The sequence below is a fragment of the Phyllobacterium sp. 628 genome, assembly GCF_014189505.1.
Classification (GTDB): Bacteria; Pseudomonadota; Alphaproteobacteria; order Rhizobiales; family Rhizobiaceae; genus Phyllobacterium.
The window spans coordinates 335,190-351,986 of record NZ_CP050302.1 but is presented as its reverse complement, the minus strand read 5'-3'; the positions used below and the strand labels follow the sequence as shown (position 1 = coordinate 351,986).

At 59.0% G+C, this 16,797-nt stretch carries 16 protein-coding genes and 1 pseudogene; 11 read left to right on the top strand and 6 right to left on the bottom strand.

The window, feature by feature from the left end; genetic code table 11:
* Positions 1 to 72 precede the first annotated feature (72 nt).
* The 7 genes from HB779_RS22245 (at position 73) to HB779_RS22215 (ending at position 7,912) form a co-directional block, all read left to right on the top strand.
* The gene (locus tag HB779_RS22245) at positions 73 to 1,209 is read left to right on the top strand and encodes a transporter substrate-binding domain-containing protein (RefSeq protein ID WP_188346147.1); all 1,137 of its coding nucleotides are present in this window, start codon (positions 73 to 75) and stop codon (positions 1,207 to 1,209) included.
* On the top strand, positions 1,206 to 1,787 hold the full coding sequence (locus HB779_RS22240) for an ANTAR domain-containing response regulator (RefSeq protein ID WP_188346146.1): 582 nt from the start codon (positions 1,206 to 1,208) through the stop codon (positions 1,785 to 1,787). Before HB779_RS22245 ends, HB779_RS22240 begins: the two co-directional genes overlap by 4 nt.
* On the top strand, positions 1,787 to 2,635 hold the full coding sequence (locus HB779_RS22235) for an ABC transporter permease (protein WP_188346145.1): 849 nt from the start codon (positions 1,787 to 1,789) through the stop codon (positions 2,633 to 2,635). The genes HB779_RS22240 and HB779_RS22235 overlap by 1 nt, the downstream gene beginning before the upstream one ends.
* Before the next feature lies 1 nt (position 2,636).
* Entirely contained in the window at positions 2,637 to 3,557 is a 921-nt protein-coding gene (locus tag HB779_RS22230; protein WP_188346144.1) for an ABC transporter permease, read from the top strand.
* Between the two features lie 30 nt (positions 3,558 to 3,587).
* The gene (locus HB779_RS22225) at positions 3,588 to 5,225 is read left to right on the top strand and encodes an ABC transporter substrate-binding protein (RefSeq protein ID WP_188346143.1); all 1,638 of its coding nucleotides are present in this window, start codon (positions 3,588 to 3,590) and stop codon (positions 5,223 to 5,225) included.
* A 69-nt stretch (positions 5,226 to 5,294) separates the two neighbouring features.
* Positions 5,295 to 6,239 (top strand): acetamidase/formamidase family protein, encoded by a 945-nt coding sequence (locus HB779_RS22220; RefSeq protein ID WP_188346142.1) that lies wholly within the window; start codon positions 5,295 to 5,297, stop codon positions 6,237 to 6,239.
* A gap of 2 nt (positions 6,240 to 6,241) precedes the next feature.
* The gene (locus HB779_RS22215) at positions 6,242 to 7,912 is read left to right on the top strand and encodes an ABC transporter ATP-binding protein (protein WP_188346410.1); all 1,671 of its coding nucleotides are present in this window, start codon (positions 6,242 to 6,244) and stop codon (positions 7,910 to 7,912) included.
* Here the strand turns inward: HB779_RS22215 and pcaF are convergent, their stop codons facing one another.
* From pcaF to HB779_RS22200, 3 genes are read right to left on the bottom strand one after another with little or no spacing between them, the layout of a single operon-like run.
* On the bottom strand, positions 7,913 to 9,118 hold the full coding sequence (gene pcaF / locus HB779_RS22210; RefSeq protein WP_188346141.1) for a 3-oxoadipyl-CoA thiolase: 1,206 nt from the start codon (positions 9,116 to 9,118) through the stop codon (positions 7,913 to 7,915).
* Complete coding sequence (locus HB779_RS22205; protein WP_188346140.1) at positions 9,118 to 9,891, bottom strand: CoA-transferase subunit beta; 774 nt, start codon at positions 9,889 to 9,891, stop codon at positions 9,118 to 9,120. Before HB779_RS22205 ends, pcaF begins: the two co-directional genes overlap by 1 nt.
* An 11-nt stretch (positions 9,892 to 9,902) precedes the next feature.
* Positions 9,903 to 10,763 (bottom strand): CoA transferase subunit A, encoded by an 861-nt coding sequence (locus tag HB779_RS22200; RefSeq protein ID WP_188346139.1) that lies wholly within the window; start codon positions 10,761 to 10,763, stop codon positions 9,903 to 9,905.
* A gap of 189 nt (positions 10,764 to 10,952) precedes the next feature.
* Between HB779_RS22200 and HB779_RS22195 the strand changes: the two genes are divergently transcribed.
* Entirely contained in the window at positions 10,953 to 11,708 is a 756-nt protein-coding gene (locus HB779_RS22195) for an IclR family transcriptional regulator (protein WP_188346138.1), read from the top strand.
* Here the strand turns inward: HB779_RS22195 and HB779_RS22190 are convergent.
* Positions 11,705 to 12,598, bottom strand: coding sequence for a helix-turn-helix domain-containing protein (locus tag HB779_RS22190; protein WP_188346137.1), 894 nt, complete (start codon positions 12,596 to 12,598; stop codon positions 11,705 to 11,707). The genes HB779_RS22195 and HB779_RS22190 overlap by 4 nt on opposite strands.
* Positions 12,599 to 12,710: 112 nt before the next feature.
* Here HB779_RS22190 and pobA point away from each other — a divergent pair, with 112 nt between their 5' ends.
* Positions 12,711 to 13,883, top strand: a complete 1,173-nt coding sequence (gene pobA, locus HB779_RS22185; protein WP_188346136.1) for a 4-hydroxybenzoate 3-monooxygenase — start codon at positions 12,711 to 12,713, stop codon at positions 13,881 to 13,883.
* Positions 13,884 to 14,303: 420 nt separating this feature from the next.
* Here pobA and HB779_RS25515 read toward each other — a convergent pair.
* Positions 14,304 to 14,492 (bottom strand): annotated as a pseudogene (locus tag HB779_RS25515) (glutathione S-transferase N-terminal domain-containing protein); the annotation flags it as partial.
* Positions 14,493 to 14,568: 76 nt separating this feature from the next.
* Positions 14,569 to 15,489 carry a pca operon transcription factor PcaQ gene (gene pcaQ / locus HB779_RS22175; RefSeq protein WP_188346134.1) on the bottom strand — a complete coding sequence of 307 codons (921 nt, stop codon included), beginning with the start codon at positions 15,487 to 15,489 and terminating at the stop codon, positions 14,569 to 14,571.
* A 100-nt stretch (positions 15,490 to 15,589) separates the two neighbouring features.
* On the opposite strand from pcaQ, the gene pcaD reads away from it, so the two are divergent.
* Positions 15,590 to 16,396, top strand: a complete 807-nt coding sequence (gene pcaD, locus HB779_RS22170; protein WP_188346133.1) for a 3-oxoadipate enol-lactonase — start codon at positions 15,590 to 15,592, stop codon at positions 16,394 to 16,396.
* Positions 16,393 to 16,797 carry a 4-carboxymuconolactone decarboxylase gene (gene pcaC / locus HB779_RS22165; RefSeq protein ID WP_188346132.1) on the top strand — a complete coding sequence of 135 codons (405 nt, stop codon included), beginning with the start codon at positions 16,393 to 16,395 and terminating at the stop codon, positions 16,795 to 16,797. The genes pcaD and pcaC overlap by 4 nt, the downstream gene beginning before the upstream one ends.

Genomic DNA, 16,797 nt, shown 5'->3' with positions numbered 1-16,797 from the left:
CGGGCAGTTTCGCCCCATGACGCCCCATCCCCGATGGGCGCTGCGTCATGGGGTTTTTGGTTTTGGGGGTAAATGGGAAGCGCAGTCAAAATTGGCATTCTTTATTCGACCAAGGGTCCTTACGGCGCCATTGGCCGTGACAGCCGCGACGGCGCCGAATTTGCCATGGAGGAAATAGAGGCCGCTCATCCCGGCGCCATTGAACCGGTCTATATCGATCCGCAGGGCCACATTCCGGCTTATCTCGAAGGCGCACGCTCCATGCTGCGCGAGTCCGGTTGCCGCCACATCGTTGGAACAATCACCTCCATCGCCCGCAAGGAAGTCATTCCGCTGGTGGAAAAACATGATGGCCTGCTCTGGTATATGTGCCCCTATGAGGGGTTCGAAGCCAACGAGAACGTCATCTATACCGGTGCCTGTCCCAATCAGCATCTGCTGCCGCTGTTCGATTATCTCCTGCCGCGCTATGGTCGGCGGCCCTATCTTGTCGGCGCCAATTATGTGTGGGGATGGGAGATGAACCGGCTTGCGCGCGAGCTGATCAACAAGGCGGGCGGCGAAGTGCTGGGTGAGCGCTATCTGCCGCTGGAAGAAACCGCTGTCGAGCGTATCATTCTCGATATCGAGCAGCGGCGGCCAAGCTTTGTGCTCAACAATCTGATCGGCCCGGCCAGCTACGCGTTTCTTCGGGCATTCCGCGAGCTTGGCGCGCGCGATCCTGACTTCCTGCCGGAAAATTGCCCAGTCGTCAGCTGCGATCTTTCCGAATGCGAACTGGACGAGATCGGTGCCGGGGTGGCCACAGGGCATCTGTCTGTTGCCGCCTATTTCGACAGTCTGGTATCGCCGGAAAATCTTGCTTTCAAACTGCATGCCTCCGAACATTTCGGCCCCGACCGGCACTTCTCCAACATTTTTGCCAGTGCCTATACGGCGGCGAAGCTATGCGCTGAAACGATCATCTCGGCCGGAACGGACGATCCGCAAACCGTGCGCCGTCTGGTCTCAGGCACACCGCTTTCAACCGTGTTCGGTCCGGTGCAGATCGACCCCGACACCAATCACATGACGCTGCCATTCCATCTCGGCTGCATCAACGATGATAACGGCTTCGATATCGTCAATTCACAAGGTGCCATTGCCGCCGATCCCTATCTTACCCGCCGCCGCACCAAGATGCCCGTCAGATTGCGGATCGTTTCATGAGAGAGACCCCCAATTTCACCGGCTGGCGTGCCACGATCCTGCATCGTCCGGATACCACGACTGAACGCCTGACCCGCCAGCTCAAGCTGCTGGGCTTGACCGTCTCCATCCAATGGGAACCCTTGGGCGCGCATGAACTGCCTGATATCGTGCTCATCGACGCCGATCAGGGCTGGGATGATCTGCTGCCATGGCGTGATGGCAAAGCATCTGTGCCGGTTGTGGCTTTACTCGGTTCCGAAGCGCCGGGCCGGATCGCGTGGGCCATGCAACAGGGTGCAGGCGCTATCATTGCCAAGCCTGTAGCGACATCTGCGGTTTATCCGGCGCTGGTCATGGCGGTTGCGATCCATGCAGAACGGAGCGCTGCCGCCAAACACCAGCAGCATCTGGAAGAACGTGTCCGCCTGCGCCCGCTGGTGCACGCGGCCGTGCAGAAAATCATGGCGGCCCGCAAGGTCGATGAGGAACACGCCTACAGTATCCTGCGCAATTGCGCGATGCAGCGGCGCTATCCCATGGAACAGGTGGCCGCCCTTATTCTCGCCGGTGCAGAGCCGCTGCCGGAGGCCGGTTGATGCGCGTTCTGAAGACCATGCTGCGTCAGCCGTCGGCTTTGTTCGGCCTGATCATCGTGGCTGTCGTGGTGCTGATGGCGCTCGGTGCACCGCTGATTGCACCCTATAGTCCTGACAATCAGATGTTTGATGGTCTTTCCATTGAAGGTGCACCGCTGCCGCCCAGTGCACAATTCCTGCTTGGCACCGATACGCTCGGCCGCGACCTGTTCTCACGGCTTTTGTTCGGCGCACGCACCTCCCTGGTCATCGGTCTCGTTGCCAATGGCATTGCCGTTGCCATCGGCCTGCTCGTTGGCATTCTTTCCGGCTATCTGCGCGGCGCAGTCGGCGGTCTGCTGATGCGGTTCACCGATCTAATGATGGCCTTTCCCGCGCTCCTCCTCGCCATTGTGCTGGCTGCCCTGTTGCACCCGAGCCTGTGGATCGTCGCCATGGTGATCGCGCTGGTCAACTGGGTGCAGGTGGCGCGCATCGTCTATACGGAAACGCGCGGTCTTGTAGAGCGGGACTTCATTCTCGCCGAACGCTCGCTCGGCGCTGGGCATCTGCGCATTCTTTTCGTTCATATCCTGCCGCATCTGATGCCGACGGCCATTGTCTGGGGCACACTCGGCATCGCCACAACGGTTTTGCTTGAAGCAACACTCTCGTTCCTCGGCATCGGCGTGCAGCCGCCGCAGCCGTCCTGGGGCAATATCATCTTTGAAAGCCAGAGCTATTTTCAGGCCGCGCCATGGCTGGTGTTCTTCCCCGGCGCAATCATCCTGTTGACGGCACTGTCCTTCAATCTGGTGGGCGACGCATTGCGCGATATTCTCGATCCAACCCAGCGTGGGAGAGGCTGACATGCTGCTGCTCATCCTGCGCCGCCTCATCCAAACCGCGCTGATCCTGCTCGGCGTTGCGGCCATCACCTTCCTGCTGCTCTATGCCCTGCCCGCCGATCCTGCCCGCATGATTGCCGGGCGCAGTGCCACAGCGCAGACCGTTGCCAATATCCGCCGGGAACTCGGGCTTGACCAGCCCTTGCTCGTGCAGTTCTGGACCTATCTGCAAGGCATTCTTCAGGGTAATCTCGGCCGCTCCTATGCGCAAAAGACCGATGTCGGTGCACTGATCTTGGCCCGGCTTCCGGCAACGCTGATCCTGATGGCAGCGGGTATTTTCGTCGAAGTGGTGCTGGGACTGATCTTCGGTATCATAGCGGCTTTACGCCGTGGCGGTCCTGTTGATCGGGTAGTGATGATGGCCTCGTTCGTCGGCGTCTCCGCACCGCAATTCGTCGTTGCCCTCCTGCTGCTTTATGTTTTTGCTGTCACGCTTGGCTGGTTCCCGATGAGCGGTTTCGGCAGTGCAGCCCATGTCGTTTTGCCCGCTGCAACGCTCGGTATCCTTGGTGCCGGCTGGTATGCGCGCATGGTCCGCTCGGCCATGATCGACGTGCTCAATCAGGATTATGTGCGCACGGCGCGGGCCAAGGGTCTCTCATCTGCCCGCATTGTTCTGCGTCACGCGCTGCCCAATGCGCTTCTCCCCATCATTGCAATGATCGGCATCGATATCGGCCAGTTCATGGGCGGCGTTGTGGTGGTGGAGGCGGTCTATGGCTGGCCCGGCATCGGACAACTCGCGTGGCAGGCCATCCAGCAGGTCGATATCCCCATCATCATGGGCGTCACTCTCGTTTCTGCGCTGGCGATCGTGCTTGGCAATCTGCTTGCCGACATCATCGCTCCGCTGATTGATCCGCGCATCCGCGCGCGCTGAATTTGAACCAGAACAATAAAAGGGAACAGAATGTTAAATCGCTGGCTTCGCAATACCACCATGGCAACGGTACTCGCCTTGTCTCCTCTGCCCATTGTTTCGCCTCTGGCCGCCTGGGCGCAGGAGACCCCGAAACAGGGAGGCGACATACTCATCACCTACAAGGACGATATCGCCACGCTCGATCCAGCTGTCGGTTATGACTGGGTCAACTGGTCGATGATCAAGAGCCTGTATTCCCGGCTGATGGACTACACGCCGGGAACGCCGGATCTCATTCCCTCGCTCGCCGAAACATTCGACGTCTCGGCAGATGGCCTCACCTACACGTTCAAGCTGCGCAAGGGCGTGAAGTTCACCAATGGTCGTGAGGTTATCGCCTCCGACGTGAAATACTCGATCGAGCGTGCCGTCAATCCGAAGACGCAAGGTCCGGGTGCCGGTTTCTTCGGGTCCATCAAGGGCTACGAGGATGTGTCCGGTGGCAAGACAACGACGCTCGAAGGCATCGAAGCGCCGGATGATGCAACCGTGATTTTCCATCTGTCACGTCCTGATGCAACGTTCCTGCACGTGCTCGCCATCAACTTTGCCTCCGTTGTTCCGCATGAGGCGGTCGAGGCGGCGGCCGGTGATTTCGGCAAGAAGCCCGTCGGCTCCGGTACCTTCGTTTTGAAGGAATGGACCATCGGCCAGCGTCTCGTCTTCGAGCGCAACCCCGATTATTTCGTCAAGGACATGCCGCATATCGATAAGTTTACGGTCGAAGTCGGTCAGGAACCACTCGTCGCCCTGCTGCGGCTGCAGAAGGGGGAAGTCGATATTGCCGGTGATGGCATTCCTCCGGCGAAATTCCTCGAGATCAAGAATTCTCCCGAGGGCGCTAAGATGATCGTTGACGGCGAACAGCTGCATACCGGCTATGTCACGCTCAACACCCGGATCAAGCCCTTCGACAATGTGAAGGTGCGTCAGGCGGTTAACATGGCCGTCAACAAGGAACGCATCACCCGCATTCTCAATGGCCGCGCCACCGCTGCCAACCAGCCATTGCCACCGGCGATGCCCGGTTATGACAAGAGCTATACCGGCTACACCTACGATGTGGCCAAAGCCAAGGCGCTGCTGGCGGAAGCCGGTTTCCCCGATGGTTTCCAGACGGTGCTCTACTCCACCAACACCGATCCGCAGCCGCGTATAGCCCAGGCGATCCAGCAGGATCTGGCTGCCATTGGCGTCAAGGCGGAAGTGCGTGCGCTTGCCCAATCCAATGTGATTGCCGCTGGCGGAACCGAAGGCGAAGCGCCAATGATCTGGTCGGGCGGCATGGCGTGGATCGCCGATTTCCCCGATCCATCCAACTTCTATGGTCCGATCCTCGGTTGCTCCGGTGCAGTTAGCGGTGGCTGGAACTGGTCATGGTATTGCAATGCAGATCTCGACAAGCGCGCAGTGGCAGCAGACTCCATGTCAGACCCTGCGAAGACGACAGAACGTGCCGCCGCATGGGGCAAAATATTCACTGACATCATGGCGGATGCGCCATGGGTTCCCGTGATCAACGAACGCCGCGTGGTTGCGAAGGCAGCGCGCATGGGCGGCTCCGACAAGATCTATGTCGATCCGACCCGCGTCATCAATTACGACGCGATCTATGTGAAGCAATAGGCGCATTGCACTCACGCATCCCTGGGGAACACGCCCCGGGGATTTCATTCATATTCCGGGAGATCTGACATGTGCATCGTCTGCACCCACACTATTCATCGTGCCAAACACCATTTCGGCTGGAGCCGTGATTTCGAACCGGCGCTCGTTGCCAAGGCCGGGGAGACCATTCATTTCGAATGTCTGGATTCTTCCGGCGGACAGCTTGGCAAGGGCGCGACAGTGGAAATGCTTGGCAGGCTGGATTTCGGCAAGATCAATCCGGTCACCGGCCCGGTTTATGTCGAAGGTGCCAAGCCCGGAGATGCGCTGAAAGTCACCATTCGCCGCTTTGTCCCCTCGGGTGTGGGCTGGACGGCAAACATTCCCGGCTTTGGCCTCCTCTCCGATCAGTTCAAGGAACCCGCCCTGCATATGTGGAATTATGATCCCATCAGTATGGCTCCGGCGCTGTATGGTCCGGGCGGGCGCGTGCCATTGAAACCCTTTGCTGGAACCATTGGCCTTGCCCCGGCCGAGCCCGGTCTGCATTCGGTTGTCCCGCCCCGCCGCGTTGGCGGCAATCTCGATATCCGCGACCTCACATCGGGCGTTACGCTTTATCTTCCTGTCGAAGTCGAAGGCGCATTGTTCTCCATCGGCGATACTCATGCGGCGCAGGGGGATGGCGAGGTTTGCGGGACGGCCATTGAAAGCCAGATGGAAGTCGAAGCTACCATTGAACTCGTCAAGGACGCCCGGCTGAAAAGCCCGCGCTTCACCACCACAGAGCCGGTCACCCGCCATCTCGATGGTGCAGGTTATGAGGTGACGACAGGCATTGGCCCTGATCTGATGACCGGCGCGCGCGAAGCGCTGATGCGGATGATTGATCTGCTGGGCGAAGAGCATGGCATGAGTTCCATCGATGCCTATCTGCTTTGCTCAGTCTGCGGCGACCTGCGCATCAGCGAAATCGTCGATGCGCCAAACTGGGTTGTATCCTTCTACTTCCCGAGGATCGTGTTCGCGTGACAATGCCTGCCCCAAAACCGGTCCTGACGGTCCGCAATCTCTGCGTCGATGCCCGCACGCCCGAGGGACGGCGGCGGGTGCTTGACGATATCAGCTTCGATCTCAATCTTGGTGAAACGCTGTGTATTGCCGGGGAGTCCGGTTCGGGCAAATCGGTCACCTCGCTCTCCATCATGGGGCTATTGCCGAAGGCTTCGTTGCAGGTTGCTTCCGGCAGCATCGATCTTAGCGGCAAGGATCTGGTGGCATTGTCCAATCGTGCCATGCGCAGCGTGCGCGGCGGCGACGTCGCCATGGTGTTTCAGGAGCCGATGACCTCGCTCAATCCTGTCATGTCCATCGGCGCGCAGCTGACCGAGGCCATCCGCGAGCATCAAGGCTCAGAAGGTGGCACGCCAGAGACAATCGCCCGCCAGATGCTGGATGCGGTGCATATCAGCGAACCGGCGCGGCGCCTCGCGCAATATCCGCATGAACTTTCCGGTGGCATGCGCCAGCGCGTCATGATTGCCATGGCGTTGTCATGCCGTCCGAAAGTGCTGATCGCCGACGAGCCGACAACGGCTCTGGATGTGACCGTGCAGGCGCAAATCCTCAAACTGATGCGCGAGCTGAAGCAGGAGTTCGGCGCGTCAATCATCCTCATCACCCACGATATGGGCGTTGTTGCCGAAATGGCCGACCGTGTTGCCGTCATGCAGAATGGCCGCATCGTCGAACAGGGCAATGTCCTGTCGATCTTCGAGAAGCCGCAACAGCCCTATACGCAGGAATTGCTCGCCGCCGTGCCGCGTCTGGGTGCCCATGCCGGAACCGATGCACCGCCGCGCGTCAGTGTAACCGCCGCACCCATCGTTCCCGTATCGCCCACGCCGATCCTGCATGTGCATAATCTCAGTGTAACCTATGGCAGCCCGGCGCGCTGGCTCTTCAAGGGCAAGCCGCCGATTGCCGCCGTCAGCGATGTGTCGTTTGAACTGTGCCCCGGCGAGACGCTGGGGCTTGTTGGCGAAAGCGGTTCCGGCAAATCCACGACGGGCAAGGCGGTGCTCGGGCTTATTCCCTTTACCGGCGATGTGGTGATTGACGGCCAGAATATTGCTGGTTTGAGTGCCCGCCAGATGCAGCCGGTGCGGCGCTCGGCTCAGATGATTTTTCAGGATCCCTACGCTTCACTTGATCCGCGCATGGCAGTGGGTGCGGCCATTGCCGAACCCTTGATCATTCACGGCCTTGGCGGGAGAAGCGAACGGGACGACTGGGTGGCCGAATTGCTGCGGCGTGTCGGCCTGCAGGCCGATGCGGCCACGCGCTATCCGCACGAATTTTCCGGTGGGCAGCGTCAGCGCATCTGCATTGCACGCGCCCTTGCTCTGCAGCCGAAGCTGATTGTAGCGGATGAAAGTGTGGCCGCGCTTGATGTTTCGGTGCGGGCCCGGGTGCTTGATCTGATGCTGGAACTGCAGGAGACGATGGGCCTTGCCTATCTCTTCATCTCGCACGACATGGCGGTGGTCGAGCGCATGTCGCACAATGTAGCGGTCATGCGTGCGGGCCGAATTGTCGAAATGGGGTCAAGGCGCGCCGTGTTTGAAAATCCGCAGGATCCCTATACGAAAGCCTTGATGGCGGCAGTGCCGATTCCGGATCCCCGGGCCCGGCACATCGCCTGATCAGACGCGTTCCAGCGCAACCGCGATACCTTGGCCGACGCCGATGCACATGGTGGCGAGGGCATGTCTGGCACCGCGAACACCAAGCTCCAGCGCCGCCGTTCCGGTGATGCGCGCGCCGGACATCCCCAGGGGATGGCCGAGAGCAATCGCGCCGCCATTGGCATTCACGTAGTCCGCATCATCGGCGATGCCAAGCGCGCGCAAGGTGGCAAGACCCTGCGAGGCAAAGGCCTCATTGAGTTCGACCACGCCGAAATCTTTTGGCTCAAGGCCGAGCCGGGCGCAGAGTTTTTGCGTGGCGGCAATCGGGCCAATGCCCATAATGCGCGGCGGCACCCCGGCGGTTGCGCCGCCAAGGATGCGGGCGATGGGTGTCAGGCCATATTTCGTTGCCGCTGCTTCCGATGCGATAATCAAGGCGGCCGCGCCGTCATTGACCCCCGAGGCATTGCCCGCAGTCACCGATCCACCTTTACGGAATGGCGTTGGCAGTTTTGCCAGCTGCTCCAGCGTTGTCTGCGGGCGCGGATGCTCGTCGCGATCAACAATCACCGGATCGCCTTTGCGCTGTGGAATGACAACTGGCGTGATCTCACGGGCAAGACGCCCATTCTCCATTGCAACTCCAGCCTTCTGCTGCGAGCGCACCGCGAACGCGTCCTGATCCGCACGCGAGACATGATAATCCTCGGCGACATTCTCGCCGGTTTCCGGCATGGATTCGATGCCGTATTGCTGCTGCATCAGCGGATTGACGAAGCGCCAGCCGATGGTGGTGTCGTGAATTTCCGCATGGCGCGAAAATGCCCCTTCCGCCTTGGGCAAAACGAACGGCGCGCGCGACATGGATTCAACGCCGCCGGCAATGGCGATCTCGATTTCTCCCGCCTTGATGGCGCGGGCGGCGGTGATCACCGCATCCATGCCTGAACCACACAGCCGGTTCATCGTCGTGCCCGGCACCGTCACCGGCAAACCCGCCAGCAACAAAGACATGCGCGCCACGTTGCGGTTGTCCTCACCTGCCTGATTGGCGCAGCCGAAGATCACTTCGTCGATGGCTTCCCAGTCAACGGCGGCGTTGCGCTCCATCAGCGCTTTCAGCGGAATGGCGCCAAGATCATCGGTGCGGACGGGCGACAAAGCTCCACCAAAGCGGCCAATGGGCGTGCGGATATAGTCGCAAATATAGGCTTCAGACATCAGGCGGCCTCATGGGCTTTTTTCGTGCGGGCATTGATATCGCGCAACACGGAAAGTTCGGTTTCGGTGGGGACTGGCGTTTCCGTGGTCTCCTTAGCAAACCGGACGGGCCAGCCGCAATTCTCTTCGATCTGTTCCCGCGTCACGCCTTTGTGGAGCGACACGACGGTCAGTTCCTTGGTGACGGGATCGGGCTCGAAAATGCACAGGTCCGTGACCACGCGGGTCGGGCCCTTGGTCGTCATGCCAAGCCGGGCGCGGTGGTCGCCACCCTCGCCATGGCCCATCGACGTGATGAAATCCAGATGATCGACAAAACCGCGATTGGTCAGCGCCATGGTGATGAATATCTGGCCGCAATTGCTGGCAATTTCCGGTGCACCGCCGCCGCCGGGCAGGCGCACTTTCGGCGTATCGTAGGGGCCAACAACAGTGGTGTTGAGATTGGCAAAACGGTCGATCTGCGCCCCGCCGAGAAAACCGGTGGTGATGCGTCCGCCCTGCAGCCAGTAGCGGAACATCTCTGGTACTGAAACCGTGAACAATGCCGTATCGCACAGCTCGCCATCGCCGATTGACAGCGGCAGCACATCCGGCTTGGTGCCGATCGTGCCGCTTTCATAGATCAATGTGATATCCGGTGCGTGGGTGAGCCGCGCCACGTTGCACGCAGCCGACGGCGCGCCGATGCCGACAAAGCAGACATCGTCATTGGTCAACGCGCGCGCTGCAGCAATGGTCATCATTTCGGTCGGGGTGAAAGTCTCGCTCATGCTACCGCTCCTCACGCTGCATTCGCCGCAGGCCGGACGGCATGGCGGGCAAAATCTTCAGGCTTGCCGGCAAGGACATTCTCCTTGATCCATGCGGTGAAGCTGTCGCGGTCACGGGCGATCTTGTCCCATGCGATATAGAAAGCATAGGAACGCGAATAATAGCCTTGAGCATAGGATGGAAACGCCCCGCCCGGCACATGCACCACGGCGGAAATCGCCCATGTCGGCAACACCACCGCATTAGGCGAAGGCGGGTTCAGCTCGTCAACAATTTCCTCGACCGTCACAATCGAGCGTTTGGCGGCAAGCACCGCTTCCTTCTGCACGCCCGAAATGCCCTCGATCAGCACGTTGCCTTTACGGTCGGCCCGCTGCGCGTGGATGATCGACACATCGGGGCGGATAGACGGAACCGCCGCCAGCACCTCGCCGGTGAACGGACAGGTGACCGACTTGATGTTCGGATTGACCTTGGCAAGGTCGGCTCCGATATAGCCGCGCAACACCGCGAAAGGCAGATTGGCAGCCCCGGCCTCATAGGCATTGGCCATGGCGGCGTGCGAATGTTCCTCAATGTCGAGCGGACGCGGCCACTGATTTTCCACCGCATCGCGGAACCGGTGCAGCGAACCCACACCCGGATTGCCGCCCCAGGAAAACTTCATGCCGCGCGCTGCGCCCACACCGATCAACTGGTCATAGATGAGGTCAGGTGTCATGCGCACAAGGAACAGCTCCTTGCGGTCCTGGCGGATAATCTCGTGCCCCGCCGCATAGGGAATAAGGTGGGTAAAGCCCTCCATGGCAAGCGTGTCGCCATCCCGGACATTGTCTTCAATTGCTTCAGCAAGCGTACAGATTTTTGCCACGTCTCTCTCCCTGCTTTTGTCGCTGCCGAATTATCCGCTTGAGAATATCGGGCAACGTTACCTGCATCTGTTGCTCTCAGGCGTAATCCCGCTGGCGCCATAGCGTCAATGCAATTTGTGCGTTATTTGACATTTGTTCGTATACCGCACAACGTGTGCAGGAAAGTGCTGTAATTGAGGGCGATTGGCATGCGCGAGACGGATTTCATCAGTGGCTTTGCCAAAGGGCTTGCGGTTATCGAAGCGTTTGATGCGGTTAATGCCCGCCTGTCGATCACCGATATTGCGCGGATGACGGGGCTTGAACGTGCCACAGCGCGGCGCTGCCTGCTTACCCTTACCCAGCTTGGCTATGCGGATTATGACGGCAAGTTTTTTACTTTGACGCCGCGCATTCTGCGGCTTGGTCATTCCTACCTGTCATCGACACCCCTGCCCCGGCTGCTGCAGCCATTCCTCGATCAACTCTCGGAAAAGACCGGCGAAAGCGCTTCCGCCTCGGTGCTTGACGGTAATGAGATCGTCTATATCGCCCGCGCCTCGCACAAGCGTGTCATGTCGATCAATCTCAATCCCGGTAGCCGCCTGCCTGCTTATTGCTCGTCCATGGGCCGGGTTCTGCTGGCAGCGATGAACGATGACGATGCGCGTCGCATCCTTGAAGCCAGCAACCGCCCGGCAAATACGCCGCGCACGAAAACCTCCGTCGCCGATCTCATGGAAGAAGTGCAGCGCGTACGGGCGCAAGGCTATGCGGTTATCGATCAGGAGCTGGAAATCGGTCTCTGCTCTATCGCGGTTCCCGTGCGCAACATGCGCGGTGCCACGATCGCCGCCATCAATGTCGGAGCGCAGGCACCACGTGTGACCATCGCCGAAATGATCGAACAATACCTACCGGTTATGCAATCCACCCGCGACACTATTGCGGCAGTCCTGGTCTAGACCGCCAGTCGTGCGCTTTGTTCCGAGCGGTATTGTCGCGGGGTCCGGCCAGTTTCCTTGGTGAAGAAGCGGGTGAAATAGGCCGGATCGGCGAACCCGAGATCATAGGCAACCTGTTTGACGCTTGCCGATGTGAACACCAGATCGCGTTTTGCCTGATCGATCAGACGGCCCGCGATAAGCCCATTGGTGCTCTGGCCCGTCGCCGCTTTGACGATACGGTTGAGATGCGTTGCCGACAGACCGAGATGACCGGCATAAAATTCGGCCGGGTGGTGCTCGCGGAAATGCCGGTGCACAAGAGTCTGCAACAGTTTCAGCCGTGAACCCGCCCTGCCGCCGTCGCCATCGTCTGCCAATTCCGGTACGGACATGCGTGCGGCCAGCAGCACGATGGTTTTCAGATGTGCCTCCACCAGATCGTCATGGAAGACACTGCCCGATGTCAGTTCAGCGCACAGCCGTTCGAGGCTTTGCATAAGGAAGCCCGCATCCGCATGGTCAGATTGCAGCGCGATCAGGCGCGGCTCTGCCAGCCATTCCGCCAGCCCGGTATTGGCAAAAGCGCGTCCTGCCGCACCGAGACGCGAAGCAAGCATGGTGATCACGATGCCGTCCATATCGCGGGAAAAGCGGAAGCCATGTTCGTATAGCGGCGGCACCGCAATCATCACGGGCGGGCGGATCGCATGACTTTCCGTACCGAAGATCGCATCGCCGGTTCCGCCGCGAAAGTACAAAATCTGGAAAAAGGCCTCGTGCCGGTGTGTCCTGATTTCCCAATTGTGCAACTGGCTTCTTGAGGCGATCGTCTCCCAATGCAGCCAGAAATCCGGCCGTTTCGGATGATTTTCCCCGTAGAGATCATAGGTTGGTACCGTTCCCCGCATTGGCTCCTCCATCTCCCATGTTCAGATTGTCCTGTTTTTTGGCCAATAAGTCCATTGTTCAAAAAGAGGTTGTCGATAGCCTTATTCAGAATTTACATGCTGGGAGGCATCATTGCGTACACACGTCGCCATTATCGGCTCCGGTCCTGCCGGGCTGCTGCTCGGTCAACTCCTGACCCGTGCTGGCATCGACAATGTCATCATCGACCGCGCCAGCAAGGACTATATTCTTGGCCGTGTCCGCGCCGGTGTGCTGGAGGAAGGCACAGTCCGCCTGCTTGATCAGGCGGGTGCCAGTGCAAGGCTGCATGCGGAAGGCCTGCCGCATAACGGTTTTTCGCTGGCCTTTGACGGCCGCAATCATCGCATTGATCTGTTTGATCTCACCGGCGGCAAGCGCGTCACCGTTTATGGTCAGACGGAGATGACCCGCGATCTCATGCATGCGCGCGAGGCAAGCGGCGCGGCGGCTATCCACGCGGCGGAGAATGTCGCCATCCATGATTTCGATGGCGAGAGGCCGTTTGTCACCTATGAAAAAGATGGCAAGACAAGCCGCATCGATTGCGATTTCATTGCCGGTTGCGATGGTTTCCACGGCGTCAGCCGCCGCTCCGTGCCGGAAAAATCCATCCGGACGTTCGAGCGCACCTACCCCTTTGGCTGGCTCGGTGTTCTCGCCGAAGTGCCGCCGGTGGCGCATGAGCTGATCTATGCCAATCATCCACGCGGCTTTGCCCTGTGCTCCATGCGCTCAATGACCCGCAGCCGCTATTATGTGCAGTGTCCGCTCGACGATAAGATCGAGGCTTGGTCTGATGACCGCTTCTGGGATGAGTTGCGCCGCAGGCTGCCGGAAGAAGATGCAGCTGCGGTCACAACCGGTCTTTCCTTCGAAAAGTCCATCGCTCCCCTTCGCTCTTTTGTTGCCGAACCCATGCGCTTTGGGCGGCTGTTTCTGGCGGGTGATGCTGCGCATATTGTGCCGCCGACTGGCGCCAAGGGTCTCAACCTTGCAGCAAGCGACGTGCATTATCTGTTCGAAGGCCTGCGCGATTATTATGCGGATCGCAGCATGGCCGGTCTTGATGATTATTCCCGCCGCGCCTTGCTGCGTGTGTGGAAAGCCGTCCGTTTCTCCTGGTCGATGACCATGCTGATGCACCGCTTCCCCGATGCGGATGAATTTGGCCAGAAAATACAGGAAGCCGAACTTGATTACCTCACCCATTCCCGCGCCGCTTCCATGGCGCTGGCGGAGAATTATGTCGGGCTGCCTTTATAAAACGATAGATTGAATTACGGTTGTTTTTGCATCAGTCCGAATGCATCATCTTTCGAAATGCAACGGGGAATTTGTGTATGTGGGGACCACTAAAAAAAATTCTTGCTCAATCAAAAACTCTCGGTTCGTCGTTAGGTGAAGTGGTTTTTGAAACTCGGGAGTTGACCGGGCAATCGTCGCATTCATTGTTTCAATGGCGGATAAAAAAGGGTTTGGACGAGAAATCGCTTTTTGTTTCCCTTATGCTCCGCCCCGATACGTACGCCGGACCGGAAGGCTCACCTAAAAATTACATTAGTTTTGATATCGCGACTGCAGAACAGGCCAGAGCAAATCTTGATCGGTGCATAACGGAATATTATCGGCTGGCTGGTGTTCGCCCGGAGCAGGCAAGCGGTTAAAAATCCACTCGCCCGTAAAGATCGTCCCGGCATCATCAATGACCGGCACGCGGCCATGCGGGTTCATAGTCAGAAACGCCGGTTCGTTGAGCTGGCCGAAACTGCCGCCTGCCGGAATATGCGTGTGTGCAATGTCGAGCTCGCCAACCAGCCACATGACCTTCTGCACGTTAAACGAGTTGCGCCGTCCCCATATTTTCAAGCTCATTCTATTCTGCCTGCCGGTGGTTGAGGTGATCGAGATTACGCTATTTGGCGCTCGCGCTATAAATTCATTTACACGTTTACGCCTTCACCCCGCCTGCCGCCTCGCGGATGGTCTGCATCAGGATCATCAGCGGCAGGGACGGCGTCGCGTCGGCGCGGGTTGTCAGGCCCACCGGCCCCTTGGTCTCGGTCGTATCGATGGGCAGCAGCGCCAGCGCACCGTCGCTGACATCACCCGCCACCACACCCGCCGAAATAATCCATACCGCATGGTGCGCGCGGACAAAGGCACGGCCGAAAGCATCGGACACCGTCTCGATCTGATGCGGCAGCTTGGCGACGCCATTGGCAATGAGAAAGCGGTCGACGAAGGGCCGGATGATCGAGGCGCGCGTCGGCATCAGCACCGGAAATTCGGCCAGACGGTTGAAAATATCCTCGCGGGCATTCAGCAGCGGATGTCTGGCACTCACCGCAAACACCACCTGTTCCGAATAAAGGTGCTCGAAGGAAAAACCAGTCATCTTCTCCGGCGCCGCCAGCCGCCCGACCACGAGGTCCAGATCGCCCAGCCGCAACTGTTCGAGCAGCACCGCGTTTTCGCCGGTGACGATCTTCAGGCGGCTTTGCGTTTTTTCCTGCAGGAACAGGCTGATCGCCTGCGGCATGATGCGGGTGGAAACCGTCGGCAAAGCGCCGACGCGGATGGGTATGCCCTCGCCGGACTGCTCATTGGTGACGGAATCAATGCCCTGCCGCAGTGCTGTGATTGCCGCCCCCGCATAGCGCAAAAACACTTCACCAAAACGGGTGATACGGATGCCGCGCCCATCCCGCTCGAACATGGCAACGCCGAGCACCTCTTCCATCTCACGAATGGTTTTGGTCACCGCGGGTTGACTGATATGAAGAATCGCGGCTGCCTTCATCACGCTTTTCTGACGGGCAACTTCAAGGAAGGTCTGCAAATGGCGGAATTTGATACGGCTGTCGATCATGCGCTTTCATAACCCCCGGGTTAAGCGAATGGGCCAAGATATCATTTTACCAAACCAAATGCATAATCCATTGTGATCTCAACACCTCGGGAGGTTTTCGGTGCAATTCGCTCATATCAATGGCGTCACGCTGCATTATCAGTTGATTGGCGGTCCGGCAGGCAAGCCTGTTCTGGTCTTCGCCAATTCGCTCGGAACCGATTTCCGCATCTGGCGTGACGTGATTGTGCGTCTGGCCGGTGAATTTGCCATCATCACCTATGACATGCGCGGCCACGGCCTGTCGGACCTCGGCACCCCTCCCTATTCCATTGACGACCATACCGGCGACCTTGCCGGGCTCTTGGATTATCTTTCGGTCAAAGATGCCATCATTTGTGGCCTTTCTGTCGGCGGGCTGGTGGCGCAGGGGCTTTATGCAACGCGGCCGGAACTGGTAAAGGCGTTGATCCTGTGTGACACCGCGCACAAGATCGGCACAGACGAATTCTGGAATGCGCGGATCGATGCGATCAGCAAGGACGGCATCAGCTCCATTGTCGAAACCATTCTGGCGCGCTGGTTCACCCCGGCATTTCATAGTGAGCGCAGCAATGATCTGACCGGTTATCGCAACATGCTCGTGCGCCAGCCGGTCGAGGGTTATACCGGCACCTGTGCGGCGCTGCGCGATGCGGATTTCACCGAAGCGGCCAAACGCATCACCGTCCCCGCTATCTGCATTGTCGGCGATCAAGATGGCTCAACGCCTCCGGATCTGGTGCAGGAACTGGCAAAGCTCATTCCACGGGCGCGCTATGAAGTCATCAAGGATGCGGCCCATATTCCCTGTGTCGAACAGCCGGAAATGCTGGTGGCAGTGATGCGGGCCTTTATCGACGAATTCAAGCTTGGAGGACAATTATGACCGATGCGGTATCCCCTTCGCCCCGGTATCTGCAAGGCATGGCGACGCGCCGGGTCGTGTTGGGCGAGGAACATGTGAACCGGGTTGAAACCACCAAGACCGCATTCGATCAGCCGTTTCAGGAACTGATTACCGAGGCGGCTTGGGGCCATGTCTGGTCGCGGCCTGCCTGGACCAAGCGGGAACGTTCCATTGTCACCATCGCGCTTCTGGCCGCGCTTGGTCAGGATGATGAACTGACCATGCATATCCGTGCCACCGCCAATACGGGTGCGACACAGGAAGATATTTGCGAAGCGCTGCTGCACGTTGCAATCTATGCGGGTGTGCCGGCGGCTAATCATGCCATCAAGCTGGCCAAACAAACTTATAAAGAGCTGGAAGCCGAACAGGCAGCGTGA